The following is a 25,726-nucleotide window of genomic DNA, read 5'->3' as shown; positions in this document are numbered from 1 at the left end:
GAAAAAACATTCACTCATTCAATAAATAAAGCATTCAAAATTAATTTTGAAACTCCCAAGCACTAAAATATGCATCAATTTTCTGCGAAAAAGCAATAAAATCGGCATAAAAAGGCGAGCTTGCCAGTGTTGCACTATCGCCAATAATAACTAATTTTTTTCGGGCACGAGTCATAGCTACGTTCATTCGGCGAATGTCAGACAGAAAGCCAATTGCTCCTTCGGTATTACTTCTGGTAAGACTTATATAAACAATATCTCGCTCTTGCCCTTGAAAACTATCAATCGTATTTACTGAAATTTTGCTCAAATAATTCTGTAAATCGGGTGAATGTCCGAGTTGTTCTTTTAGAATATTGATTTGCTGTTTATAAGGCGAAATAATTGCAATACTTGGAAAGTTGTCTTTTGAAAAATGAGTCTTTAATTCATTAACAAAAAGATTCAAATGCTTAAATAAAAATGCAGCTTCTTCGGGGTTCGTCGTACTTGTACCATCAAGTTTTTCATCAAAACTACATCCAGCCGTATCAATAAAGGCCAAAGGTGCATCATTGGCAAAAAGCAAATGTTTGGCAACTGATTCATGGGCTTTTAGTTGATTATTATAGAAAACCTTTGACGAATGAGTCATTATTTGCTCATTCATGCGGTATTGTTCTTCCAAAAGCGTTACTGCTTCGGGATGAAGAGCTACGCATTTTTCTAAAAGTGTAGTCGAGAGTCCATTTTTTGCTGCTTCGTTTGACTTAATAGTAGGGGCTAATTGGCAGTGGTCACCTGCTAAAATTAACTTTTGAGCTTTCAAAATCGAGATCCAACAAGCGGGTTCTAAAGCTTGTCCAGCTTCGTCAATAACTACTGTATGAAATTTTATATTTCGCACCGTATAATGATTTGAGCCGACTAAAGTTGCTGTAATTACCTGAGCTTTTGCTACCAAATCATCAATAATATACTGCTCTGTATTGCCCACTTCTTTCATAATTTTGTGGGCTTCTTCAAACAATAACTTACGTTGGTCACGCTCCGATTTTCCAAAACTTTTTTTGTATTTATGAGCCATATTTTTGTATTCATTGGCTTGTTTTTTTAGTATTTTGGCATTTTTTATCATCGGGTGTTCCGACATTTTAGCATCCAAAGTTAGCGACAATAATCGCTCAGTAACCCGTGCAGGATTTCCAACTCGTAGCACATTCAAACCTTCTTCGTGGAGTTTTTCGCTCAATAAATCAACAGCTGTATTGCTTGGTGCAACTACCAATATCTGTTTATGGTCTTGTTTGATTAGTGCTTTGATTGCTTGTACTAAAGTGGTAGTTTTGCCAGTTCCTGGTGGGCCATGCACGATTGCTAACTCATTGGCTGAAAGTATTTTATGAACCGCAGAACGCTGCGAAGTATTGAGTTTTGGAATGTCATATTTTGGCAAATCTAAATGAAATGTTGGCTGCTTTTCACCAGTCAAAACCCTTATCAAATTTCCTTCAGGTTTTTCAGCCGAATCATTTGCAATTTTGAGTGCGGCTTGCATTTCATCATAACTATTATCATCAAAAAGTACGTCAATGCCTAATTTTCCATCACGGGCAAAGTCTGGCAATTCGTCGGTACGAAGTGTAATTTTTAATCGGTTTCCATTTTGGTGAGAAATCGTTCCTTCTACACGGTCGGTTTTTGGGTCGTGATTGCCAAAAAAAACAGCGGGCATTCCTGTGCGAAGTTGGTGCGAAATATCTTGATGCGTGGTTCTTTCTATTTCTACAGTCAGGTAATCGCCACGACTCATTTCTGAGCCTCTGATAGCAACAGGATACCACGTAAGTCCATTGGCTCGTCGCTCGGCAACAGAAGATTGTTCGGTGAGTTTTCGATACTGATTGTGGTCTTCTTCACGCTCAGTTTTTAGCAAATCAAGTAATTTTTTGAAATAATTCATACACAAAGGTACAGAAATATTGATTTAGAATTGTTTTCATAATTCGGCTTCTAATCGTCAGTTAAAGCTCGACCCAAGTCTTACTTGTTTATAAAAACAAAAATTTTATCATTTTTTTTACTCACTTACTTTTTTGAACAACAAATTTCTGCAATTTTGCAAAATGGCAAAGAAACAAAAGTTTTATACCGTTTGGGAGGGTCGTAAGAAAGGAGTTTATGACTCATGGGACGAAGCAAAAAGGCAAGTTGAGGGAGTTCAGGGAGCAAAATATAAGGCTTTCGACTCGAAAAGTGAAGCAGAAAAGGCTTTAGTAGAAAACTATTGGAAGCATGTTCAGAAAGCAGAGCAGAAGCAAACCAAACTCTTAAAATCTGGTTTTCCGCCACCAAATGTAGAGTCGGTTGTAGTTGATGCTGCTTGGAATTCGGTAAAAAAAGATATGGAATACCAAGGTTTTTATCTTAAAACCAAGGCACGACTTTTTCACAAAGGGCCATTTCCTCAAGCAACCAATAATATCGGTGAGTTTTTGGCGATTGTTCATGCTTTGGCTCATTTAAAAAAAAACAATTCTCTCTTACCAATTTATTCTGACTCCCGAACTGCTATCAGTTGGGTAAAAAATAAAAAAGCCAATACAAAATTAGAGGAAGGTGCAGGAAATACCGAAGTTTTTGATTTGTTGGAACGTGCCGTAAAGTGGTTGCAAGAAAATAACTACCCAAATAAAGTGCTAAAATGGGAAACTGATTATTGGGGTGAAAATCCTGCTGATTTTGGAAGGAAATAATTTCTAGATAGGAGATACAAGAATCGGGATACAAGTTTTTTTTAAAATTTGTCTCGAATCCCATATCCCGTATCTCATATTTAATTAAAAATGCCAAATAACTCCTTTACATTCAAACATTTTACAATTCATCAAAATCGCTGTGCTATGAAAGTTTGCACGGATGCTTGTATTTTTGGTGCTTCGACAGATGTTGAAAATGTAAAAAATATTTTGGATATTGGCACAGGTACAGGGCTTTTGGCGTTAATGCTCGCTCAAAGGTCTGAGGCAAATATTGATGCCGTAGAAATTGAAGAAAATGCTTATAGTCAAGCGGTTAACAATGTGTCGGAAAGTAAATTTAGCGATAAAATTACAGTTTTTCATCAAGATATTAAATCGTATTCTTCTCCGCAGGGCTATGATTTAATCGTTTCCAATCCACCTTTTTACCAAAAATCCTTAAAATCGCCTGATAGTCAGGCAAACAAAGCTCTTCATGCGGTTGAATTGACGTTAGAGGCATTAATAGATTCTGTGGTACGCTTATTGAGACCTGATGGTAAATTTGTAGTGCTTTTGCCCCCTTTTGAGGTAGAAAAATTGATTCGATTAGCACAAAAAAAAGAATTATATTTGTCAAAAAAAATATTGATTCGACATGATGAATCAAAACCAATTTTTAGGATAATTGCTACTTTTCAAAACTTACAAATACATGATTATCCCGAAGAAACGTTAGAGATTCACGAAAAAGGTAGTAAAACCTACTCGGAAGACTTCCGAGCTTTATTGAAAGATTATTATTTGATATTTTAAAGAGTTGTTGGCAATTAGCTAAAAAGACACCTTTTATCATCTAAACCGAATAAAAATAGTTAGCAAAAAAAAAACTTTTGCTAACGGCTTAAAGCTGATCGTTAAAAATGAACCAACCGCTTCAAATATCAATCGTTGTGCCTCTTTATAATGAAGCCGAATCACTACTTGAGCTCCATGATTGGATTGTGAGGGTAATGGCAAAGCATCATTTTTCTTATGAAATTTTGTTTGTTGATGATGGAAGTGATGATGATTCTTGGGAAGTAATTAAGGCAATGTCGGCTAATAATCATGCAGTTAGGGGGTTTAAGTTTATTCGTAATTATGGAAAAACAGCGGCTCTTCAAACAGCATTTATTCACACCAAAGGTGATGTTGTGATTACGATGGATGCTGATTTGCAAGATAGTCCCGACGAAATTCCTGAGCTTTATCGCATGATAATAGAAGATGGTTTCGACTTGGTTTCTGGCTGGAAAAAGAAGCGTTACGACCCAATCACAAAAACACTTCCAACTAAACTTTTCAATGGTATTTCTCGTTGGGTATCAGGTGTGCCATTACATGATTTTAATTGTGGTTTGAAGGCATATAAGTCAAGAGTTGTAAAAAGTATTACGATTTATGGCGAAATGCACCGCAACATTCCTATTATTGCTAAATGGAATGGTTTTAAGAAAATAGGCGAGAAAGTTGTTCAGCACCAAGCTCGTAAATATGGTACAACAAAATTTGGACTCGAACGTTTTATTTTCGGTTTTCTTGATTTACTGACTGTTGCTTTTGTCAATAAATTTGGCCGCCGTCCGATGCACTTTTTCGGTACAATGGGCGTGCTTTCATTTTTAGTTGGTAGTATTTTGGCAATTTATTTACTTTTTGAAAAACTATATAATATTAGTCAAGGTTTACGATATAGAAATGTAACCGACAACCCACTTTATTTTCTTGCCTTGGTAGCAATCATCATCGGAACGCAGTTATTTTTGGCTGGTTTTATTGGCGAATTATTTGTCAAACAAAATTTCAAGAAAGACGAATATTTGATTGAGGAAGAGGTATAGTGTGCTGAGTTGAAAAATCCATTAATTATTAATAAACGCTTTTATAAACTATTGAGAGATAAAATGTAGAACTGCAACATTCTATGTTTATAATTGTGCTTTAACACCCATCAACCAATAAAAATGAAAGTATCCCTTCCTGAATTAGAAAAAGGCAAGTACCAAAATATCATTTCCAAAATTTGGAAATATACTAAATATAGCTCTATTGCATTCATTATTTATTTGATTGCCGTAAATTTTAACCTTTTTTGGCTATTTGGTAAAATGCCAAGTTTGGAAGATATTGATAATCCAAAAAGTGATGTGGCTTCCGAAATAATTTCTTCCGATGGCATAGTTATCGGGAAGTTTTTCTACGAAAACCGTAGCCCGATTGATTTCAATGAACTTTCACCAAATGTTATTAATGCTCTTGTAGCTACCGAAGATGTTCGTTTTACCATTCATTCGGGCATTGATGCACGTAGTACCTTGCGTGCAGTTACAGGTGTTTTAACTGGTCAGAGTAAAGGTGGGGGAAGTACAATTTCGCAGCAATTAGCCAAGAATTTATTCAAACTTCGTGAAACAGATTTCTACAAAGGTCCATTTTATTATATTCCTGGTTTAAAGCAATTGCTAATCAAAACCAAAGAATGGATTACTGCTATTAAGTTGGAACGCCGCTATACGAAGCAGGAAATTATGGAAAAATACTTAAATACCGTTGAGTTTAGTAGTAACGCTTTGGGTATTAAATCGGCATCAAAAACTTACTTCAAGAAAGAACCAAGCGAATTGAATCAGGAAGAGGCTGCAATGTTGGTTGGAATGTGTCAAAACCCCTCAAGATTTAATCCAAAATTACACCCAGAAGCAGCAAAAAATCGTCGGAATATTGTTTTTGACCAAATGGTAAAATACAATAAAATTTCACTCGAACAAGGCGAAATGTTTAAACGAAAACCAGTTGTACTTAATTATTCACCTGAAAGTCATAATTCTGGACCGGCACCTTACTTTCGTCAGTTCTTGAAAGATTGGCTAAAAAAAGAAGGTTATACCGAAAATGATATTCATGCAAAAGGCTTCAAAATTTATACAACTATTGACTCGCACATGCAAACTTATGCCGAAGAAGCTTTGCGGGAAAATATGAAAGACCAGCAAAAGAAATTTTATGCTCACTGGAAAGGCAAAGGTCGTCCGTGGTCGTTAGAATCGAAGACAAGAGAAGGGAAATATGTAGAAATACCTAATTATATAGAAAATATTGTCAAAACAACAAGTCGGTTTCGAGAATTGAAAGAAGCTTTTGATGGTAATGAGACTAAAGTATGGCGTGAACTGAATAAACCTACTAAAATGCGGGTATTTACTTGGCAAGGAGAAAGAGATACTTTACTTTCAACATTAGATTCAATTCGGCACTATAAATATTTCTTACATTCAAGTTTCTTGGCAATGGATCCTCGTAATGGTCAAATTAAGGCTTGGGTTGGTGGAATTAATTATAAATATTTCAAATATGACCATGTATATCAAGGTAAGCGTCAGCCAGGTTCTACTTTCAAGCCTTTTGTTTATGTAACGGCTATTGATAATGGCTTTTCGACTTGCGAACAAGTGATTGATCAACCAATTACGATTCCGATTCCAGGGGGAAGTTGGACTCCTAAAAACTCTGATGGCAAATATTCATATCGTTCGCTTACACTTCGACAGGCGTTGGGACAGTCAATCAATACAGTTAGTGCTTACCTTATCAATCAATTTAAGGCTTCAAATGTTATAAAATATGCTCATAAATTAGGAATTAAGAGCTATTTGCCTGAAGTCCCTGCAATATGCTTGGGTATTGGAGATGTTTCGTTGTTTGAATTGATGTCGGGATATTGTGTTTTTGCTAATCAAGGAAAGTTTACCGAGCCGATTTTTGTAACCCGAATAGAAGATAAAAATGGGGAAATAATAAAAGAGTATTACTCAGATAGTAAGGAAGTTATTAGTCAAGAAACGGCTTATAAAATGATACATTTGATGCGTGGAGCTACGCAGCCTGGCGGAACTGCCGCAGGATTGGGAAGATATGGGGTTTTGGATGGAAACGAAATTGCTGCTAAAACAGGTACAACTTCCAACTTTTCGGATGGTTGGTTTATGGGCATTACTCCAACGCTTGTAGCAGGTGGCTGGACAGGTGGCGACGACCCGACGATTCACTTTAGAGATATAAATCTCGGTCAGGGAGCAAGGCTTTCGATGCCAACTTGGGGAGCATTTTTTCAGAAAGTGTATGCCGATAAGACTTTAGAATACAAAAAAGGCACTTTTTTGAAGCCTTCAACAGTATCAATTTCAGGCGACTGCGTTTATACGGCTGGCGAAGGAGGAGGTTACATTGATTCGACTCAAAAATACACGCCACCAACAGTAAAGCCCGCTGATGATGACCAATTGTAGGGAAAGAAATTAACGATTTTTATACTAAGGAACGCTTAAAAAATAACTCCGTTGATTTATTTGCTTTTTTCGCCACTCTGCATCAAAAAAAACTTATTTAGCTTGCTAAATTTCGTCTTTTTTGATTTGGCAAAAAAATTTACTTAAATATTAAACAGAATAATTTTTAAGTATTCCTAAAACAAGTTCATTTTGCCACCAATAAACCCTAAACGCCCCTCTAATTTTCTTTTAATGCTCGTTTTTGCCCAATTCGCTTCAACTACTCTTTGGCTGTCGGGCAATGCTGTGGCAGGACAAATCGAAGCAGAATTAGGCGTAAAATTAGGTGGCTGGCTCACATCAGCAGTACAATTGGGCTTTATTATCGGTACATTACTCAATGCAATCTTTGCCGTACCCGAACGAGTTTTGAGTTCTAGGCTTTTTCTAATTTCGGCAGTTTTAGGAGCATTGGCAAATGTTAGCGTAGCTTTTTTACCGCTTAATCCATTTTTTGTGCTGTCAAGTCGCTTTCTGACAGGGCTTTTTTTAGCAGGAATTTATCCAATCGGAATGAAAATCGCCTCCGATTGGTACGGCAAAGATTTGGGTCGAGCAATGGGTTATTTGGTCGGGGCTTTGGTGCTTGGCAAGTCATTTCCTTACTTGCTGAAAGGTATTAGTTTTGAACTTCCTTGGAAAGATTTTCTGTTTTGGATAAGCCTCTTTTCTCTCTTTGGTGGATTCTTGCTTTGGTCATTTCTACCCGATAAAGCACTTCCTATTCAGCGAAATCAATTTTCAATTAAAGCCTTAACTGCCATTTTTAAATTTCCCGAACTTCGTGCTGCCGCCTTTGGTTATTTTGGTCACATGTGGGAATTATATGCTTTTTGGGCATTTCTTCCAGCAATTTGGAAGATTTATGCACATTTTCACCCTGAATATGTCATTAATATTCCAATGGTAATCTTTGCAACTATTGTAGTTGGTTTTTTGGGCTGTTGGTGGGGAGGATTACTCTCACTGAAATTTGGTAGTGGGAAAGTTGCTTTGTTTCAACTCTTCACTTCGGGCGTTTGTTGCTTGCTTTTACCATTTGTTGTTGGTTCTTCATTGTACATCTTTTCTGTATTAATGCTCATTTGGGGCATTACTGTGGTGGGCGATTCTCCGCAATTTTCTACTTTGGTTTCTCGTTTTGCTTTGCCTGAGCGGCGTGGCAGCATCATTACGCTCATAACAAGCATTGGCTTTGCCATTACTATCGTTTCTATTCAATTGATAGATTTTCTTTTGGCAAAATTTCCCGAAAATTTGGCTGTTTTTTGGGTACTAAGTCTTGGCTCTTTGGTTGGTTTGTGGGCGAGTGGGAAGAGGATTTATGGGGAGTAGTTTTATATCAAATTTTATCAATTAACTAAACAATTACCGCTGATAAAGGGAAAAATTTGCTCGGCATCAAGAAATAGCAAATGAACTCAATATAAACTTCTATTTTGCAAAGCCGTATCATTCATGGGAAAGAGGAGCAAATGAAAATACCAATGGCTTAATTAGACAATATTTTCTCAAAGGAAGGTCATTTGAAAATGTTTCGCTTCAACATGTGGCCGATGTTCAAAATAAACTCAATAACAGACGGCAGCGGCCGGCCGCCAAGAAAAAAAATTAGGATTCTTTTCTTCTAACGAATTTTATAAAATCAATTTCTCAAATAATAATTTGCATTTGTAACTTGAATTTAGCGTATAAATTACCTATGGCATGAATAAGAGAAATAAAACAATTTGAATAGAATTTAGATTTGTGACTACTATATTTTATAAATTTGAGCAAAGAGCAAATACAACGAAATGGTTTTATGAAAAATGCCTTACTCATACTTCTTTTTTTACTTTCAAACCCATCGTTTTCACAAATAAAGATTCATTATCAAGACACCCCGCCAAAAATTGATGGTGACATAAGTGACTGGAAATTAGCGTTTTATTCTTTTAAGCAAACTTCACATTCGGTCAAATCATCAAATACACTACGCTATAATTTTGGTTTTGATGAAGAACATTTATTCGGTATTTTGCAGGTCTTTGACAAGCATTTGACCGACCTTGCCAAAGATAAAAGTGGTAGCCCCAGAATTACATTCAATGATGGTATTGAGTTTTACATTGATACTCAAAACAATAGCCAGACTGTGATGGATGATGATGATTTTCAGCTAATCATGGATTTTATGGGAAATCTGACGGTTTTTCGTGGGGGAGATAATTACTTAATAAAAATTGAAAGATATAAAGTTCCAAAAGATACGGTTACAAATCATTTTGTGATGGATTATGCAACAAAATACGAAGGGACTATCAATAAAAATGCAGACCTCGACTCAGGTTATGTTATCGAATTTCAAATTGCTTGGGCGGCGTTGGGTATTAGACCTAAGCCCAACGAATCATTTAAAATAGATATTTGTCTCAATGATGCTGATGAGTTTTTGGATATTCGTCCGCTATCTGAAGAAGCGATGATTCCTAAATATGCTTTTCAAAGTATTGATGGAGACTCTGATTTTGGTTTTCCAAATAAATGGACAAACGCAACATTGGTTGGTGAGGCTTCTGCTTGGAAAAAAGCAAAAATATTATTTGGACATTGGCTTTGGATAATTGCCATTTTAACTTTGATTGTTTCTACTTGGTTGATTGTCGGTTATTTACGAAAAGAAAAAGAAATAATTACGATAAAAGAAAAGATTTTTCAGGTAGTTGGCGTAAAAGAAAATTTAGATGCTTTTCAAGCAAAATGTAGGGAGTTTATTTTAGAAAATCTCGAAAATGACATTTCACCAGCTGGTCTTGCCGAAAATCTGAATGTCAGTTTGAGGCAATTACAAAGGCAATTCAAAGAAGAAACCGACGCCACGCCAACTGATTTTATTAGAAAAATAAAACTCGAAGAAGCGGCAAAACTATTGGTTGAGGGCAAACAAACCATTGCCGAAATTGCCTATTCGATTGGCTTTTCTGACCCTGCTTATTTTTCAAGAATTTTCAAGAAACATTTTAACAAGACCCCAACGAATTTTCAAGAAAATGCCCAAAAAGCTTAGTTTGACGTAATTATACCAGTAATTGTCGTTTTTGTGAAAGTCTTCTATTATAAGGAAACAGAACTTTGTAAATGTTAATTAAATCAAAAATATGACTATGAAAAAGGTATTCATTTCTTTATTGTTTTTTATGATTTTGAATAATGCTTTTGGGCAGTCTTCAATTCTCATCGAACCTAATGGTAATAACGGTATTTTATCAAAAAATGCTACAACAATCTCTGCTGAACCTGCTGCAATTGCACTACCTGTATCTGGGGCTGGCACTCGTTTTATGTGGATACCAGCTAAAAGTGCTTTTAGGGTTGGAACTGTAGATGGTAATACATGGGATGCTTCGTACGTTGGTACTTGGTCTTTTGCTTCTGGATATAATACTACGGCAAGTGGAGTAAGGTCAACAGCTATGGGATATTTTACTACGGCAAGTGGAGATGTTTCAACAGCCATGGGACTTTATACTAGAGCAAGTGGACTTGTTTCAACAGCCATGGGGTTTTCTAATACGGCAAGTGGACTTATTTCAACAGCCATGGGGGATTATACTACGGCAAGTGGAAATTATTCAACAGCCATGGGAAATTCTACTACGGCAAGTGGAAATTATTCAACAGCCATGGGGAATTCTACCACGGCAAGTGCACTTTATTCAACTACTTTTGGTACTTACAATATTATTCAAGGTACTCCAGGAAGCTTTGTTCCAACGGAGCCACTTTTTGTAATAGGTAATGGTTTAGGAGATGGTGATAGAAATAATGCACTTACATTATTAAAAAATGCTAATCTTGGCATAAATACTTCTACACCTCAATATCCGCTTACTTTTACTAATACTGTGGGTGATAAAATTTCATTATGGGGTGGAAATACTAATAATACGACTAATCACTTTGGACTGGGCATCCAAAACAATCAATTACAAATATATACTCCATCATCGGCCGATAATATTGTTTTCGGGACTGGAAGAAGTGCGGCTTTTAACGAAAAAGTAAGATTCAATGGTAATGGAAAAGTAGGGATTGGAATAAATGACCCTTATCAAATACTTGACATAAACGGACGTGTTAGAATACGAAATAATGGCGAAACATCAGGAATTTGGATGACCAATAGCTCGCATAATCTTTCAGATGCTACAGGTGCATTTTATGGTTTGTTTTCTGATACCGAAGCAGGTATTTTTATTGGAAACAGCTGGCGTTTTTTGATAAATAATTCTGGAAATGTAACTATCGGCGGAACCGTAACGGCTTCATGTGGTTTATTGGTTTGCTCGGATTTGAGATATAAGAAAAACATTACTTCCCTCAATAATTCGTTGTCTAATCTATTGAAAATCAACGGTGTAAGATACAATTATCGTCAAAATGAATTTCCTGATAAAAACTTTTCAAATAATAATCAAATAGGTTTTATAGCCCAAGATATAGAGAAGGTTTTTCCTGAAATAGTTTTTACAGACGAAAAAGGCTATAAATCAGTCGATTATTCTCGTTTAACACCAGTTTTGGTAGAAGCCTTGAAAGAACAAAATAAGCGAATTGACTATTTGGAAAAGGAATTAGCTGAAATCAAATCTCTCTTGAAAAATAGTCTTAATATTGAAGCTAAAAACGCTAAATAACCATGAAAAACGCATATTTTGTTACCATTTTTCTATTACAAATCAGTTGTTATAGCCAAACTATTCCTTCATTCCCTGGTGCTGAAGGCTTCGGTGCAAATGCAACTGGTGGGCGTAACGGCAGCGTTTATTATGTCACAAATCTCAACTGTTCGGGAGCGGGTTCGTTGCAAAACGGATTAAATCAATCAGGAGCGAAATATATTCTGTTTAAAGTTAGTGGCATTATTCCTTGTGCGGCTGAGGTTTTCAAGGGTGATGTAACAATTGCAGGACAAACTTCGCCAGGCGGCATTATTGTTAGAGGTATTATTTTTGATGAAATTTATGAACAAAATACTATTTCTCGCAATGCTATTATTCGTCATCTGCGTTCGAGACCAAAGCCTTCCCAAATTTTGCCCAATCAAGGCTACGTTTTAGATGATGGTTTGAGGCTCGATGGAGCAAGCAATGTCATTGTTGATCATTGTTCGTTTGCCAATGCTATTGACGAAAGTGTGCAAATTTCCAATTCTCGTAATATTACCGTACAAAACTGTATGCTTTCCGAAACCTTGGGCGAGCATTTCAATTTAGGAGGAATGTTAATGAATTATTCTACTTCAGCACATCCGCAAGACAATATCAGTATTCACCACAATGTTTGGAATCGAATAGGAGGGCGTTTTCCTGAAATTTCCTGCGAATCGCCTTATTGTAGTTCAAATCCTTTGAATGTAGAAATTACTTCAAATTTACTTTGGGATCAACAGATTGAAACATGGTATAATTCGTGTACGACAGGTGGTAGCGATTGCAAAAATTTTCGACTGAATATGAATTATACCAATAATTTTTCGGTCGTAAGAAATACATATAATGGTCCTTTAGCGTCGGCCGATTTTTTAAATAATTCAAATAATAAACTCTTTGTTTCTGGAAATAAAATGAATCGTTATGCACAATACGCTGACTATCAGTTGTTTTATTGTTGTAATGATTTCAATACCAATGCACCAAATACCAATCTTGGTGCTGCCCAAAAACTCACTTCAAGAAATACTTTCCCCTTGATTTCGCCAACCATAGCTACAGATTTGAGAGAATATGCGATTAAAAATGTAGGAGCTTTTCCACGTGACCCAATGGACAGACGCTTAATAAATCCGATTTCTCTAAATTCAGTCGCTACTCAAGCGATTAATGGGGTCGATTATTTCAATGATGCCTTTCAATTAGATTTTACTTCGCAACCAACAGCTCCAACAGATTCAGATAATGACGGAATGCCCAACGATTGGGAAACCACCAATGGTTTAAATCCGAGCGTGCAAGACCATAACGGCACGCAACTTTCAAAAAAGTTTACAGGAATTGAGGGCTATACTAATTTGGAATGTTATCTGAATGAGCTTTCTGATAAATTGATAGGCAAAACCAGTGTAATCGTTACGCCACCATCAACAACGGTTATTACGAGTTTAGAACTTAACTCAGCAGAAAGGATTTCGGCAAGTATCAGCCCTAATCCCACTGAGGCAGGGATTTTGATAAAAGTAAACGGTCAAATAAATAATACTTGGCGTTTTGAGTTGATTGATTCTTTAGGTAGAATTTTGACTGAAGAAAGCAGTATTTCAAGTTCAGAAAAGTCATTCCTACTACCTCGTTTGATTCAAAGTGGCACTTATTTTATTAAAATTTATTTAAACGAGTCAATAATCGAACAGAGAGTGGTGGTTTTGAAGTAAGAAAAGAATAAAATTTGTTATAAAGGGAATCTTGTTTTAATGATAAATTGCGAAGGTCTTAAGTTATAGGAAGTTTCTACATAATTGAACGCCCCGTTACTTATGCTGAGGAGTGATTTTGTATTAAAAATATTTATCCAAGTGGCTTCTAAATCTATTTTTTTCGTACCAATAGTTTTTCTAAATATCAAATCGGCAAATAGATTTTTTGTGTTATTGTAATTATTGATGTAAAACTCATTATTAATACCCAAATACCATTTTTGACTTGGGTTAAAGTTAAGTTTTAGGTCATGGGTTTGTTGAATAATGCTTTGTTTTGGCACGTCAGCAACAATATTTTTGAGATTCGATAATTTATAAAAATATTCAAACCCAAACCACTGTGACAGACTTGATGAAATTCGGAGGTTTGGCATGATTCCTCTTACTATTATTTCAACGGTTTGATTATTAATTATTTGTTGACTTTTTTGCTCGAATACGTTGGTCGCTACGTTTATCGTCGTTTTTATTTCTCTAAAACTCTTACTTATACTGCCGTTTAATGATTGAGCATAATTATTGTTTTTTTGCTCAATGGCATTTCTTTCAAGGCTTCCATTTTGACTAATTTTATTGACAAAAAGTAGGTTGTTTTCACGTAAAGAATAACTGTAAAAGAGATTTGCAAAAGTAGCATTAATAGGATTTCGGTAACTCAAACCTATTGAATTAGAAAAATTTACAGCCTGAAATAAGGGGGCATTTGTACGTTTTATATCTCGGTATGAAGTCATAATATAGCCATAATACATTTGACTTATATCGCCAAAGCTATTGTTTTTACTCGAAGAAACCGTAATTTTCCAATAATTGTTCACTTCATAATTGAGTCCAAGTTGAGGCTCAAAAGTGGCACGATTCACTGTTTCTGCTTTGTTGAAAGCTTTATCTTGAATCTTATAAATATAATAATTGATAGGAGTTGAGAGATTGATATTAAGTTTTCCTCTTTGATACCTGCTTTGTAGATTTATATAATATTTTTGATTAAGCCAGTCTAAATCATTGCTAAATTCTTTTCCAATTTTATTTAATTCAGTAGCATTTTGTGAAGAAATATCGCTTAATAAGTTTTGTTTTTCAAGCATAAACCCTATTTGAGTATCAAACGAAATAGCTTTAAATATTTTCATAAACTGAATCGAATTATCAGTAAAAAAGCTCGTCTGCAATACATTTTGTTGTATGCTTTCAAAAGGTTTGTTGCCATTCAATAATCCTGCAAATTGCCCAGGAGAAACAACTAATTGCTGTGGTTTTTTTTCAAGACTAATGCTTGAGTTTAAGGTAAGTAGCAATTTGCCAACCTTAAATAAATCTTTATAATCATTGGCAATAATGTAGAAAGGATTGCTCAATTGTTGCGAAAGTGTACCATTAAGATTTATAATAGTTCCAATTTGGCTGTCCCAATATGCTTTCATTTTCAAACTATTTTTTAGATATTTTCCTTTATCATTTTTTTGAAGTGTTATGTCGGTTTTGAGATTATTGAAAAAAAGCTTATTGGTTTTGTTTTCTAAAAGGCTTATAGTGTCTATTTTAGAGCTAAAAAACAAAGTTTTTGTATAACCTTCTTGTCGCTGAATATCGTTTGAATAATCGCCGATTAGTCGGAGTTCGAGGTTGTTTTTTAGCTTTTTTAGTACATTTATACTCCCAATATGACTATTATTATCAAGCCAACGGTTTTCCTTAAATGATGGATTACTGAGTTTTTGAATGCCAAGCCAATCTTGTTTACTTTCCATTCCCGACTCACTTTTGAAGGTACCAGGCGTGAGTCGCATGAGTTGAGAGGCGTTATTACGCCCCACATTATTAGCTTGATAAGTTGTTAAAAATTGGTTTTTCTTAGTAAAAATCATGGGCGTAAAATTTACGTCCCAAAGTAGCGGACTTAGACCAGCCCCAAAGCTTATTTGCCCAGTAGTAGTAATATTCTTTTTGAGTTTGATATTGAGAGCAGCTTTTTCGGAGTAAACTACGCCATTGAGCATTTTGATTGGCTGATGGTTTTCTATGATTTCTACGTCAGTAACCGCTTCCACATTCAAGTTATCGTTCGCCAATTTGTAGCGTCCTTCGAGCAAATCCATGCCCTCAATGTAGTATTTGTTGATGGGTTCGCCTTGGTATAAAATCTGACCGTTTGGAGTTACTTCTATACCTGGGAGTTTTTTGATAATATCGGCAATTACTCGGTCGTTTTTGTTTTTAAATGCCGCAACTGAATATGAAAGTGTATCACCATATTTTTTGATTGGTTCGGGCTTTACTTTTACTTCTTTTAGTTCTATGGAAGTTTCTTCTAAGGCAAAATTGATGGTTTGTGTTCTGCTCGAAATATTGATGCGTTGGGTAGCATAGCCCAGCATTTTAATACTTAAAGTGAGAGAATCTGTACTTGCGTTGGTTTTAAGTTCAAATTGTCCCGAAGGCTTGCTCAAAGTATAGGCTAAAGTAATTTCGGTATTTAATTTATTGAGTGTAATAATGGCATTTGATAAGGCTTTATTTTGAGCTACATCAGTTACTTTTCCCGAAATGATTATTTGGGCGAATGAGTTAGTGTTAGAAAGTATTTGCAGGAATATTATAAAAATAAATGGAAACCATATTCGTCGTTTCATGCTTGTTTTTAATATCTTTCAATAGAATTGCGTTTTGGAGGAGGAAATTTTGATGGATCTTGACCATCAACGCTCACAACTTTTATCCCTCTATTTTCCATTGACTTTAAAAAATCTTCTTGAAGTTCTTTACTCAAAACTTTAAATTTATCATAAGTTACTTCATAAGTTTTTCGGGTTTGATAAGGCACAGTGTATTTTTTACCAGTATATTTTTCAAAACTTTCTAATGTAAAAGTATATTGATTTTCAGTATCATAAATTTTTATAATTAGCCCAGGAAGTCCCCAAAACTTATATGGCCCATCTGAAATTGGAATTTCGGTCGTGTACCAAGCTATGTAATCTCTTCCTTCGTAAGTTGTGGTGGCTTTGTTACAAATGTAGTTTTTAATCTTTAAGGTATCCGAATTTAATTGCCAAGCTAATTCGTTTTTTTGGTTGTAAATATAATTATCTACTGTTATTAAACTGGCTATTTTCATGCTTTGCTCGCCATAATTTTTCTGGACAAAATGATTAAAACCAGTTTTAGGATATTTATCATTCATCACCTCTTGAGGAGCTAAAACCCCTTCTCTCACTAATTGTTTGATGGAATCTTGCTTATAAGTATTTTCAGTGCTGTATGAAGATTCTTGATTGTTATCAATTATTAGAAAAGCCCTCTCCATCTTCACGGCTTTCGTGTCAAGATTTGATATGAAACTTATTTTATAAATAGCTTTGTAGGAAGTGATTTCAATAAAAGAAAAAAAACTACACAATAATAAGAAAAGTAGGATTTTAGATTTCATAGTTTTTAGATGTTGAACAACCACTCACATCAAAATAATATGTAATGTGAGTGGGTGTAATAATTTTGGATAGAAGAAAAATATTTATGTCAACCGCAATAGCGTTCTTCAAAAAGTTCCCAATTATCCATTGATTGTTCCATAGTAAGGTCTGGACCATATACTTGAGTACAAACAACTTTACAACTTAAAGCATAGCACTCTGGCGTACCTACGGGTTTCGCTAACCTTTTTTCAGATTTAACGATTGGTTGCTCAACCAAAATTTCTTTCGGCTTTTCAACAGAACTAACTGTTTTACTCAAACTTACCACTGGCTTAGTTTCAGCACCAAACGCCAAAGAAATAGAAAGCACTAATGCTAACGATAAAAAAGTTTTTTTCATACCTTTATACTGTTTTATGATTAAAAATAGAACTCATAAGCCTCCCTCGCTCCGCTAAGATTGTTGGGGGGCTTATTACATTGCAAATGTGAGAAGAGTTTTTGAGATAAAAAATTGCTTTTGGGCAAGAAAATAAACCGTTCGACGATTCGATGCGAAAACGCAATCTGTGTTGCTACATATATTCTCATTTTACCATTTTTGCACGTACACGGCTAAGAGTTGAGGGTGTTATATTCAGATAGGTAGCCACATATTTGAGTGGCACACGATTGGCAAGCTCAGGATGAAAATCATAAAACCAATCCAAGCGTGCTTTGGGGCTTTGGCGTAGCATCCCAATATAAATTTTATATTTTTTGAGATTTCTCCCCCGTCAATCTCCCAATGAGGTTGAGATGAGGAAAATCAAGGTACAGTTTATCCATATTCTGCTTCGAGATTACCCAAAGTTTGGCATTTTCAATTACTTCTAAGGCAATTTCAGAAGGTTTTTTCTCAAAAAAACTTTCAACCAAATATACAAAATCATTTTCGGACATTAGCCAATGCGAAATCGTATTGTCTTGGTCTTGGTAAGAAAATTCTCTAAGCATTCCTTTTTCGATAAAATACATTTTATCGTTTACTTGTCTAATATCCGCAATAATTGTTCCTTTGGTATAGCTTTTAGGCTCAAAACATTGTAAAATTTGCTCAATTTCAGTAGTGTTAAACACGCCGAAAGAATCAAATAGTTGGTAAAGCGATATTGTTTGGTATTTCATTATTTTATAAGTACAGCAAATTCATATAAATATAGAAAATACTATTTAGTAATAAGTGTTTAGCTAAAAAATTTATTTAAAGGTAATAAATTGGAAAAGAAAGAAAATTAATCTTAGTTTCAATAAATAGATTTTTCTACCAAATTTCCCTAAAAATCACCATCTTTGCCAATCAACAAATTGATTTTTCCTTGAAACGTATCATAAGATTTCTCCAAAGTATTTATCTATGGAACACAACGGTGTCGTTATATCATGTGTTAAAAATCCTTTGGAAGAAAATTATCACATTCGACATTGACCAACGAGCGGCCTCAGTATCGTATAGTTTTTTGTTGGCAGTTTTTCCTGGAGTTATCTTCTTATTTACGCTAATTCCCTACATTCCGATTCTGAATCTCGACCGACTTATCATGAGTTTTTTGCGAGATGCTATGCCCAGAGGCATTTATGAAAATACTTCCAACACTATTCATGATATTGTGAGTCGCAAGCGTAGCGATATTCTCTCTTTTGGTTTTTTTCTTACAGTTTTTGCAGCAACCAATGGTATGATGGCTCTCATGCGGGCATTCGATATGGCTTTGAACGTAAGTAAGAAACGTACTTATCTGAAAGCTCGAATGATTGCTTTATTTCTGACAGTTTTATTAATTGTAGTATTGATTTGTGCTATTTTGATATTAGTTGTGGGTACAATCTTAATTGATTTTTTATTCGATAAGGGTCTTTTAAGTGAAAACTTCAACTTTTATTTACTTCAAGTTTTTCGATATGGAGGGGTTTTCTTAATTTTTTATTTGGGTATTTGCGTCATTTATTATTTTGCTCCTGCGGTTCACAAGCGGCTCAAATTTTTTAATTTTGGAGCATTAATTGCTTCAATTTTTGAAATTTTAGTAACCAATATATTCTCTTTCTATTTAGCCAATTTCAATTCTTATAATAAACTCTATGGCTCAATAGGCACACTAATTGCCCTCATGGTTTGGATTTATTTGGTTGCTTTAATTTTGATTTTGGGCTTTGAAATAAGTATCTCCGTACGTGATGCATTTACAGTACATGGAGTAAAAGTGGATGATAAAAAAGATAAACTTCAATAAACTGTTTCAGATAAATTATATATTTGAAAAAAAACAAATACCATGTCAAATCATTTATGTGAATCCCAAAAAAGTATTTGTTTCAACCTATATTCGCTCCGAAAACCCTAATATTTGGCTCAATCAAGATTTTCATAGTTTAGAAGATACAATCATCGTTGAAAATTCAAGTATCTCATTATCAGATATTTACAAGAAAATCAAGTTCGAAAAATAAGGAATGGTTTATACAAAAAAGAGTCCGTAAACAAACCGTTTACGGACTCTTTTTGTACTTGATAAAGGCAATATTACAAAGGATTTTGTACTATTGCTTGGTTCGCCTGTATTTCTCTTAATGGAATCAAAAACTCCCATTGTTTGTCGCCAGGAGCAACATCATACAATACAGCGATTGTTGCAATTTGGTTTGTTCCGTTTCTGTTTAAAGGCTGATTTAATCTTTTCAAATCGGTAAATCTTACACCTTCACCCCACATTTCGACTCTTCGATGAAACATGATTTCATCGGTTAAGGCTGTGCCTGTTGCTGTCGAAAGTTTATAACCAGTATCACGTTTGCTTATCAAATCGAATAATACTTTTGCTGCATCAGCACTATTTCCTAAACGTGCTTTTGCTTCGGCTTCTATTAAGTACATTTCGGCAAGCCTCATGTATGGTACATCGCCCATGGCTGAGGTAGAAGGTGTACCTGGAAGTCTGAATTTTTGATTCAAATACGGAACTCTAACACCACCCGTAGGTACAATTGAGTTAGCTGTTGTAGGAGCTTTTACCCACATTTTAGAACGGATATCAGTAGCAGGTATCTTATCATAAAGTACATTATTGATTACTTTAGGATAGGTTCTGATTACAGTAGAGTTATAATTACAAGAAATATACGAATGATAGGCACCAAAAAACTCTGATTGGTCTTCAAGGTGGTCAAAACCCCACATCCATTCTGGATTTGTAATATCAGCAAATCCCTCTTGATATTGAGCTGTTGTCATAATACTTGAACTTGTACTACGTGCTTCTGCTGCAAATTTTGCTGCATCTGCCCATCTTTGCTGCGTTAACGCAACTCTTGCCAAGAAACCTTTCACAACTTCAAGATTGATATGTGATTTAAAACTTCTTGGTGATTTCAATAAAGCTCCTGCATCTGTAAGGTCTTTGTTGATTTGCGTATAAACATCTTCAACTGTGGCTCTTGGAAGGCCTTCGGTTGTTGGTGTAAGTACCAACGGCACACCTAATTGTGCATTTGGTTTTGCCGCAGCATCATAGCGTTTGCCATATAGCTGTACTAAATTAAAATACGCCCAACCTCTCAAAGCCAAAGCTTCTCCTTTTACTTGGTCTTTTTCGGCTTGTGTTCCTACGGCATTATCAATATTAGCAATACCTACGTTGGCATTTCCGATAACTCTATAATACAATTCATAAGGAAAACGAGCCATTGTACCAACATCCGACCTATGGCTTGTCCATCTTGTTTCGCCTACGTGCCAGCTTGCGGCTGTTGTACCAATGATTACGTCATCGCCCAAGTGGTCGAGAATAATCATCATTGCAGGATGTCCCGAATGCCCTTGTGAACCAAGGTAACGGTATATCATTGAACGGTAAATTCCATTAATTGCTGAGGCAGCATTTTTGGTTGTAGCATAAGCCGAGGCTGCATCAACGCTCTCGGTAGGAACTGTATCGAGGTATGTTTTTTCGCATGAAAATGAAAACACACTTAAAACTACGGCGAATAAAATTATTAATCTTTTTTTCATTGTTAATATCAATTAAAGTGAAAATGAAACACCTAATACTATTGATTTTGCAGGACTAAAAGCGTTGCTGGTTACACCATCAAAGTTTTGTTGAACATTCATACCATTTCTGCGAGAAAGTATAATGAAGTTTTCAGCACTTGCATAAATCTGTGCATTTTCTAAAAACACTTTTTTAGAAGCTCTACTTGGGATAGTGTAAGCTAAGGTTACAGTACGTACATTTAGGTAGCTTGCATCAATTAACCAACGGTCAGAGGCTGCATCGAAATCGGCAGTACGACCAGCATCCATTCTCGGAACACTCGTGATATCGCCAGGATTTTGCCATCTGTTTAATATATCTATGTGTTTAGCATTATTATAACCAGTACTCATCAAACTTGCATAAGCACCATCATAGGTTTTACCACCTAATTGATAAATAACTAAAGCTGATAACGAAAGTCCTTTGTATTTGATAGTGTTGGTAATAGCACCACTTACTAAAGGAATAGATGAACCATTATAATGGAAACGTGCATTACTGACCACATTAGTAAGAGTATCGCCCGTTTCTGTAATGCGTGAATTGGCAGGTACAAAATTGATTGCTCTATATTCAACTACACCTGTTTCAGGGTTTATTCCATTGAAGTCTCTCAACCAAAAGTCAAAAATTGATTGCCCTTCTTTTAACTTTTTAGTTCCTTGAATAATTTCTTTACTTGCATCAGGCATTTTTGTGATTTGGTTTTTCAATTTGGTTGCATTCAAATTGATATTCCACGAAAAGTCTTTGCTTCTTACAAGAGCAATATCCAATTCAAGTTCAACTCCTTTGTTGAACATCGTACCGATGTTACGAGTTTGAGTAATGATACCTGCCGAAAGTGGTAAAGGAACATCAAAAATTAAATTGCTTGAGCGTCTATCAAAATACTCGATTGTACCATTGATACGATTTTTTAATAAACCAAATTCTAACGCTATATCAAAAGCATTACTCGATTCCCACTCAAGTTCTCTATTCCCCAAACTTGATTGCAAAATACCTGCTTCGGTTGCATTATTTGCACCCAAATCATACAATGGCTGCCAAGCGTAGCGGCTTATATCTCCGTCATTACCAGTTTGTCCATAAGAACCTCTAAGTTTTAATGTACTTATAAAAGGGAGTTCTTTAATAAATGCTTCTTGGTCTAAACGCCAAGCTGCACTAACTGAGTAAAATGTACCCCAACGAGTATCTTTATAAAATTTACTCGAACCATCTCTACGAGCAGAGAATGACGCAAAGTATTTCTCATTAAAATCATAGTTAATTCTTGAAAAATAACCTTCTACTCTTCTATCTCTTCTACGAGAGTCGAGGTTAGTAGTTGTAGTAAAGTTTAGGAGTTCAATATTTCCATCTAATATTTGACCTGACCTCGAACCATTAAGTCTGTTATCTGTTTCATTATAATTTTCGTGACCAAGTAGTACGCCAATGCTATGGCTACCAAGCGATTTATTATAGTTTAATAACTGCGAAAGGTTATAGCTTGTAATGTTTTCAAATATATGGGTAGCTCTTCCAGCAGGAGCACCATCACCTACGATTGGATTACCATAAGTAATATTGTTGACATTCGTTATATCTACGCCAAGATTAGTAGTAAACTTAAAATCTTTCAAGAATGAAATTTCAGCATAACCACGACCACCTACTACATTTCTACGGAAAAAGTTTTGATTAAGTACAGTTTCAGCAAGAGAATGACGACCGCCATTTTGTGGTCTATTTGGTAAACCCAAAGCACTTAAATTACCAAAGTCATATTTTTTGGTTCCATCTTCATTCAATAAGAATGTGCTAGGATTGGCAGGGTCAAAGGCATATACAGGGTAGATTGGGGCCATACCTCTTGAAAAGAAGAATGGATTTACAAAATTTGTATTACCGTCGGCATCTGCTTGATTTGATTTGATAATTGTCGTTGAGAGGTTTGTTCCTACTTTAAACCAAGATTTTATTTGGTTATTGACATTCAAACGAGCGGTATAACGGTCATAATCAGAACGAATCAGAAAGCCTTTGTCTTTTAAGTAAGATAATGAAAGGAAATAATCTGATTTTTCTGCTGAACCAGAAAAGCTTATGTTGATTTCATCACGATTCCCTTGACGCATCAATGGTTTTTCCCAATTTAAATCATCTGCACTATAAATCATAGTCGCACTTGGATTAAGCTTTCCGTCAGTACCAACCAATTGATTGAAAGGAACATTGTAAACATTATAGCCTACAATACTACCCAAATTATTGGTAGCATTAGTGCTAGCTGTTGCAATCGCAATAGGGTTTGCTACTCTATAAGCAAAATTATTACGGTTTGCTTCCCACATCAATGGATAATAATCTGCTGGCCCTACTCTCTCATATTCTTGTAATCCTCTACTATTAAAGCCTTTTGTGTATCTTACACTGATGTTGTTTTTGCCTTTTGCACCTTTTTTGGTTGTTACCATTACAACTCCATTGGCGGCTCTTGCCCCATAAAGTGCAGTAGAAGCGGCATCTTTCAATACTGTAATAGTTTCGATGTCATCACTGTTGAGGTTGGCGATACTTGCACTATAAGGTACACCGTCAACTACATAAAGTGGGTCGTTTGAAGAAGAAATAGAACCGAAACCTCTAATTCTGATAGCAGGTGCAGTTCCAGGCTGACCGCTACCCACAGTTGCCTGAACTCCCGCAGAAACTCCCGCAAGGGCTTGTCCTATGTTAGTAATGGGTCTTGGGCCAATCTTTTCTGCCGAAATAGTTGCAGCTGAACCTGTAAACGAAGTCTTTTTAGCCGTACCGAAAGTAGTAACAACAACCTCGTTGAGGGTTTCGTTGCTCGACATTAAGCTTACATTGATTGTACTTTGATTTCCAACGTTGATTTCTTGACTAGTAAATCCAACGTAGCTAAATACCAAACGACCGTTGTTTGGAACACTTATGCGAAAATTTCCATCGACATCGGTGTTAGTACCTTTGGTAGTACCTTTTATCGTTACTGTTACACCTGGAAGTGTTGAACCATCGTCTGCTGTTACTTTTCCTGTAACAGATTTCTCTTGGGCAAATGACGGAATCGCCAAAATAGCCCAAAAGAAGAAAAACAATTGTAGAGTTTTCTTCATGAATTTTTGGTTTGTGATGAAAATTTAATTTAAAATTAATTAACAAATATATATCAAAAATGTTTTTTTTGTTGCAACAAATATTGTGTTTGTAATAAATATTTGAGTTAAAAGCTACAAAAACCTAAAAAATGGCTATGAAAATGGTGGAATAAGCTACTAAATGATGAAATAATTTTACTAAGGTTAGACTTCTTATAAAAAAACTCTTCAATTAATGATTTAAGGAGTTTTTATGAAAAATATTGTATTTTTGAAACATTTTATTTTCAAAAACTTTCGTCATTCATTGCTTTAGTTAACTTTTTACCTAACTCATCAGAAGCTTTTACTAATGGTAAGCGAACTTCAGAGCTACAAATACCTTTTATTTCGCAACACTTTTTGATACCTACAGGATTTGATTCGACATATAGTAATGTGTCAAAATCTAAGAAACGATGTTGTATTTCAGCAGCTTTTTCGAAATTCCCTTTTAATGCTGCCCAAGTCATCTCGCTAAATTCTTTCGGGAAAGCATTGGCAATAACTGAAATAACGCCATGAAAACCAATGCTTATGGCTGCCGTAACGAGGTTGTCATCACCCGATAGCAAAATAAAATCTTTTGGGCAACGTTTTGCTAATTCTATCGCATTTTCGATGCTACTTGCATCTTTAATACCGATAATATTTGGATGTTTTGCTAATTCCACAACTGTCGAAATCTGCAAATGAGTAACCGTTCGTCCAGGCACATTATATAACAATACTGGTACAGGAGAGGCATCTGCAATGACCGTAAAGTGAGCAATTAGTCCTGCTTGTGATGGCTTGTTATAATATGGGCAAACCGATAAAATAGCTGCTACGCCCGTCAAATCTGTATTTTTTATAGTTTCGAGAACTGCTTTGGTATTGTTTCCACCAAGTCCATAAACTATTGGTAGATTTTTAGTATTATTTTGTTTTGTGAATTTCAGTAAATCGGTTTTTTCTTGGGTTGTTGTAGTTGAAGTTTCTCCCGTTGTACCTTGTACCACCAAATAATCTACGCCACCATCACTTGTAAATTCGAGTAAGCGACGAAAACCATCGTAATCAATTTCGTGGTTTTGGTCAAATGGTGTAATTAGAGCGACACCAACGCCCATCAATGGATGTTCCATTATTTTATTGTTAATTTTTCGAGTTGTAAAATAAGCCAGAAAATTGGATTAAAGAAAGATTTTTGCTTGAAAAGTTTATGTAAAATATGAATTTAGTTATTTTACAACATTGCTTGATAAACTAAAATTCTGAATTTACGTACAATTTCAGAATAGTGTACATAAGGGTGAACATTGGTAAAAACCAGCATAATTGTCTCTTCTTTTGGGTTTTTGAAAGCAGGAATATATTTTGAAATTGGTTCATCTAAAAAGAATTTCCCTTCTTCAAAAAGGATTAAAAGTCCAACGGTTGTAATGGCTTTTGACTGTGAAGCAATTCTGAAAATGTCATCTTTTTTAAGAAGTGTTTTTGATTCAAGATTACTGTAACCAAATGCTTTATAATGAACAATTTTGCCTTTTTTT

19 protein-coding genes and 2 pseudogenes are annotated in these 25,726 nt (G+C 35.3%); 11 read left to right on the top strand and 10 right to left on the bottom strand.

Translation table 11 applies throughout. The features are described from left to right. Positions 1 to 40 precede the first annotated feature (40 nt). On the bottom strand, positions 41 to 1,942 hold the full coding sequence (locus tag ACH2CJ_RS12790) for an AAA domain-containing protein (protein WP_394993200.1): 1,902 nt from the start codon (positions 1,940 to 1,942) through the stop codon (positions 41 to 43). 163 nt (positions 1,943 to 2,105) lie between these two features. On the opposite strand from ACH2CJ_RS12790, the gene ACH2CJ_RS12785 reads away from it, so the two are divergent. From ACH2CJ_RS12785 to ACH2CJ_RS12745, 9 genes and pseudogenes are all read left to right on the top strand, one after another. Then, the gene (locus ACH2CJ_RS12785; protein WP_394993199.1) at positions 2,106 to 2,735 is read left to right on the top strand and encodes a viroplasmin family protein; all 630 of its coding nucleotides are present in this window, start codon (positions 2,106 to 2,108) and stop codon (positions 2,733 to 2,735) included. Positions 2,736 to 2,825: 90 nt separating this feature from the next. Beyond that, on the top strand, positions 2,826 to 3,536 hold the full coding sequence (locus tag ACH2CJ_RS12780; protein ID WP_394993198.1) for a tRNA1(Val) (adenine(37)-N6)-methyltransferase: 711 nt from the start codon (positions 2,826 to 2,828) through the stop codon (positions 3,534 to 3,536). Positions 3,537 to 3,643: 107 nt separating this feature from the next. Then, complete coding sequence (locus ACH2CJ_RS12775; protein ID WP_394993197.1) at positions 3,644 to 4,603, top strand: glycosyltransferase family 2 protein; 960 nt, start codon at positions 3,644 to 3,646, stop codon at positions 4,601 to 4,603. A gap of 123 nt (positions 4,604 to 4,726) precedes the next feature. After that, a complete protein-coding gene (locus ACH2CJ_RS12770) occupies positions 4,727 to 7,048 on the top strand; it encodes a penicillin-binding protein 1A (RefSeq protein WP_394993196.1) in 2,322 nt (773 codons plus the stop codon). A gap of 192 nt (positions 7,049 to 7,240) precedes the next feature. Then, positions 7,241 to 8,425, top strand: a complete 1,185-nt coding sequence (locus ACH2CJ_RS12765; RefSeq protein WP_394993195.1) for an MFS transporter — start codon at positions 7,241 to 7,243, stop codon at positions 8,423 to 8,425. Positions 8,426 to 8,454: 29 nt separating this feature from the next. Next, positions 8,455 to 8,705, top strand: a pseudogene (locus ACH2CJ_RS12760) (IS30 family transposase); the annotation flags it as partial. Positions 8,706 to 8,894: 189 nt separating this feature from the next. Continuing rightward, complete coding sequence (locus ACH2CJ_RS12755; protein WP_394993194.1) at positions 8,895 to 10,139, top strand: helix-turn-helix domain-containing protein; 1,245 nt, start codon at positions 8,895 to 8,897, stop codon at positions 10,137 to 10,139. Positions 10,140 to 10,236: 97 nt separating this feature from the next. Continuing rightward, a complete protein-coding gene (locus tag ACH2CJ_RS12750) occupies positions 10,237 to 11,769 on the top strand; it encodes a tail fiber domain-containing protein (protein WP_394993193.1) in 1,533 nt (510 codons plus the stop codon). Positions 11,770 to 11,771: 2 nt separating this feature from the next. Continuing rightward, the gene (locus ACH2CJ_RS12745; RefSeq protein WP_394993192.1) at positions 11,772 to 13,502 is read left to right on the top strand and encodes a T9SS type A sorting domain-containing protein; all 1,731 of its coding nucleotides are present in this window, start codon (positions 11,772 to 11,774) and stop codon (positions 13,500 to 13,502) included. 17 nt (positions 13,503 to 13,519) lie between these two features. Here the strand turns inward: ACH2CJ_RS12745 and ACH2CJ_RS12740 are convergent, their stop codons facing one another. From ACH2CJ_RS12740 to ACH2CJ_RS12720, 5 genes are all read right to left on the bottom strand, one after another. Further along, positions 13,520 to 16,180, bottom strand: a complete 2,661-nt coding sequence (locus tag ACH2CJ_RS12740) for a carboxypeptidase-like regulatory domain-containing protein (protein WP_394993191.1) — start codon at positions 16,178 to 16,180, stop codon at positions 13,520 to 13,522. 8 nt (positions 16,181 to 16,188) lie between these two features. After that, positions 16,189 to 16,977: a GLPGLI family protein gene (locus tag ACH2CJ_RS12735; protein ID WP_394993190.1), complete on the bottom strand. Its 789-nt coding sequence runs from the start codon at positions 16,975 to 16,977 to the stop codon at positions 16,189 to 16,191. 89 nt (positions 16,978 to 17,066) lie between these two features. Beyond that, complete coding sequence (locus ACH2CJ_RS12730) at positions 17,067 to 17,363, bottom strand: hypothetical protein (RefSeq protein WP_394993189.1); 297 nt, start codon at positions 17,361 to 17,363, stop codon at positions 17,067 to 17,069. Positions 17,364 to 17,550: 187 nt separating this feature from the next. After that, positions 17,551 to 17,700, bottom strand: coding sequence for a hypothetical protein (locus ACH2CJ_RS12725; protein ID WP_394993188.1), 150 nt, complete (start codon positions 17,698 to 17,700; stop codon positions 17,551 to 17,553). Between the two features lie 13 nt (positions 17,701 to 17,713). Next, positions 17,714 to 18,130, bottom strand: coding sequence for a Crp/Fnr family transcriptional regulator (locus ACH2CJ_RS12720; protein WP_394993187.1), 417 nt, complete (start codon positions 18,128 to 18,130; stop codon positions 17,714 to 17,716). Positions 18,131 to 18,321: 191 nt separating this feature from the next. On the opposite strand from ACH2CJ_RS12720, the gene ACH2CJ_RS12715 reads away from it, so the two are divergent. Together ACH2CJ_RS12715 and ACH2CJ_RS12710 are read left to right on the top strand one after the other, a co-directional pair. Further along, positions 18,322 to 19,236 carry a YihY/virulence factor BrkB family protein gene (locus tag ACH2CJ_RS12715; RefSeq protein ID WP_394993186.1) on the top strand — a complete coding sequence of 305 codons (915 nt, stop codon included), beginning with the start codon at positions 18,322 to 18,324 and terminating at the stop codon, positions 19,234 to 19,236. A 58-nt stretch (positions 19,237 to 19,294) separates the two neighbouring features. Beyond that, a complete protein-coding gene (locus ACH2CJ_RS12710; protein ID WP_394993185.1) occupies positions 19,295 to 19,453 on the top strand; it encodes a hypothetical protein in 159 nt (52 codons plus the stop codon). A gap of 73 nt (positions 19,454 to 19,526) precedes the next feature. Here ACH2CJ_RS12710 and ACH2CJ_RS12705 read toward each other — a convergent pair whose 3' ends face one another. From ACH2CJ_RS12705 to ACH2CJ_RS12690, 4 genes and pseudogenes are all read right to left on the bottom strand, one after another. After that, positions 19,527 to 21,011 carry a RagB/SusD family nutrient uptake outer membrane protein gene (locus ACH2CJ_RS12705; RefSeq protein WP_394993184.1) on the bottom strand — a complete coding sequence of 495 codons (1,485 nt, stop codon included), beginning with the start codon at positions 21,009 to 21,011 and terminating at the stop codon, positions 19,527 to 19,529. 12 nt (positions 21,012 to 21,023) lie between these two features. Further along, complete coding sequence (locus tag ACH2CJ_RS12700; protein WP_394993183.1) at positions 21,024 to 24,170, bottom strand: SusC/RagA family TonB-linked outer membrane protein; 3,147 nt, start codon at positions 24,168 to 24,170, stop codon at positions 21,024 to 21,026. Between the two features lie 269 nt (positions 24,171 to 24,439). Continuing rightward, on the bottom strand, positions 24,440 to 25,318 hold the full coding sequence (gene dapA, locus ACH2CJ_RS12695; RefSeq protein ID WP_394993182.1) for a 4-hydroxy-tetrahydrodipicolinate synthase: 879 nt from the start codon (positions 25,316 to 25,318) through the stop codon (positions 24,440 to 24,442). A gap of 203 nt (positions 25,319 to 25,521) precedes the next feature. Next, a pseudogene (locus ACH2CJ_RS12690) lies at positions 25,522 to 25,726 on the bottom strand (serine hydrolase domain-containing protein); the annotation flags it as partial.

This window comes from Emticicia sp. (genome assembly GCF_043780375.1).
Classification (GTDB): Bacteria; Bacteroidota; Bacteroidia; order Cytophagales; family Spirosomataceae; genus Emticicia.
This window is presented reverse-complemented; position numbering and strand designations above follow the sequence as displayed.

Coding starts and splice junctions, on each gene's coding strand:
- ACH2CJ_RS12790 (WP_394993200.1), bottom strand. CDS start 1,942: ATGAATTATTTCAAAAAATTACTTGATTTGCTAAAAACTGAGCGTGAA.
- ACH2CJ_RS12785 (WP_394993199.1), top strand. CDS start 2,106: ATGGCAAAGAAACAAAAGTTTTATACCGTTTGGGAGGGTCGTAAGAAA.
- ACH2CJ_RS12780 (WP_394993198.1), top strand. CDS start 2,826: ATGCCAAATAACTCCTTTACATTCAAACATTTTACAATTCATCAAAAT.
- ACH2CJ_RS12775 (WP_394993197.1), top strand. CDS start 3,644: ATGAACCAACCGCTTCAAATATCAATCGTTGTGCCTCTTTATAATGAA.
- ACH2CJ_RS12770 (WP_394993196.1), top strand. CDS start 4,727: ATGAAAGTATCCCTTCCTGAATTAGAAAAAGGCAAGTACCAAAATATC.
- ACH2CJ_RS12755 (WP_394993194.1), top strand. CDS start 8,895: ATGAAAAATGCCTTACTCATACTTCTTTTTTTACTTTCAAACCCATCG.
- ACH2CJ_RS12750 (WP_394993193.1), top strand. CDS start 10,237: ATGAAAAAGGTATTCATTTCTTTATTGTTTTTTATGATTTTGAATAAT.
- ACH2CJ_RS12745 (WP_394993192.1), top strand. CDS start 11,772: ATGAAAAACGCATATTTTGTTACCATTTTTCTATTACAAATCAGTTGT.
- ACH2CJ_RS12740 (WP_394993191.1), bottom strand. CDS start 16,180: ATGAAACGACGAATATGGTTTCCATTTATTTTTATAATATTCCTGCAA.
- ACH2CJ_RS12735 (WP_394993190.1), bottom strand. CDS start 16,977: ATGAAATCTAAAATCCTACTTTTCTTATTATTGTGTAGTTTTTTTTCT.
- ACH2CJ_RS12730 (WP_394993189.1), bottom strand. CDS start 17,363: ATGAAAAAAACTTTTTTATCGTTAGCATTAGTGCTTTCTATTTCTTTG.
- ACH2CJ_RS12725 (WP_394993188.1), bottom strand. CDS start 17,700: ATGCTACGCCAAAGCCCCAAAGCACGCTTGGATTGGTTTTATGATTTT.
- ACH2CJ_RS12720 (WP_394993187.1), bottom strand. CDS start 18,130: ATGAAATACCAAACAATATCGCTTTACCAACTATTTGATTCTTTCGGC.
- ACH2CJ_RS12705 (WP_394993184.1), bottom strand. CDS start 21,011: ATGAAAAAAAGATTAATAATTTTATTCGCCGTAGTTTTAAGTGTGTTT.
- ACH2CJ_RS12700 (WP_394993183.1), bottom strand. CDS start 24,170: ATGAAGAAAACTCTACAATTGTTTTTCTTCTTTTGGGCTATTTTGGCG.
- dapA (WP_394993182.1), bottom strand. CDS start 25,318: ATGGAACATCCATTGATGGGCGTTGGTGTCGCTCTAATTACACCATTT.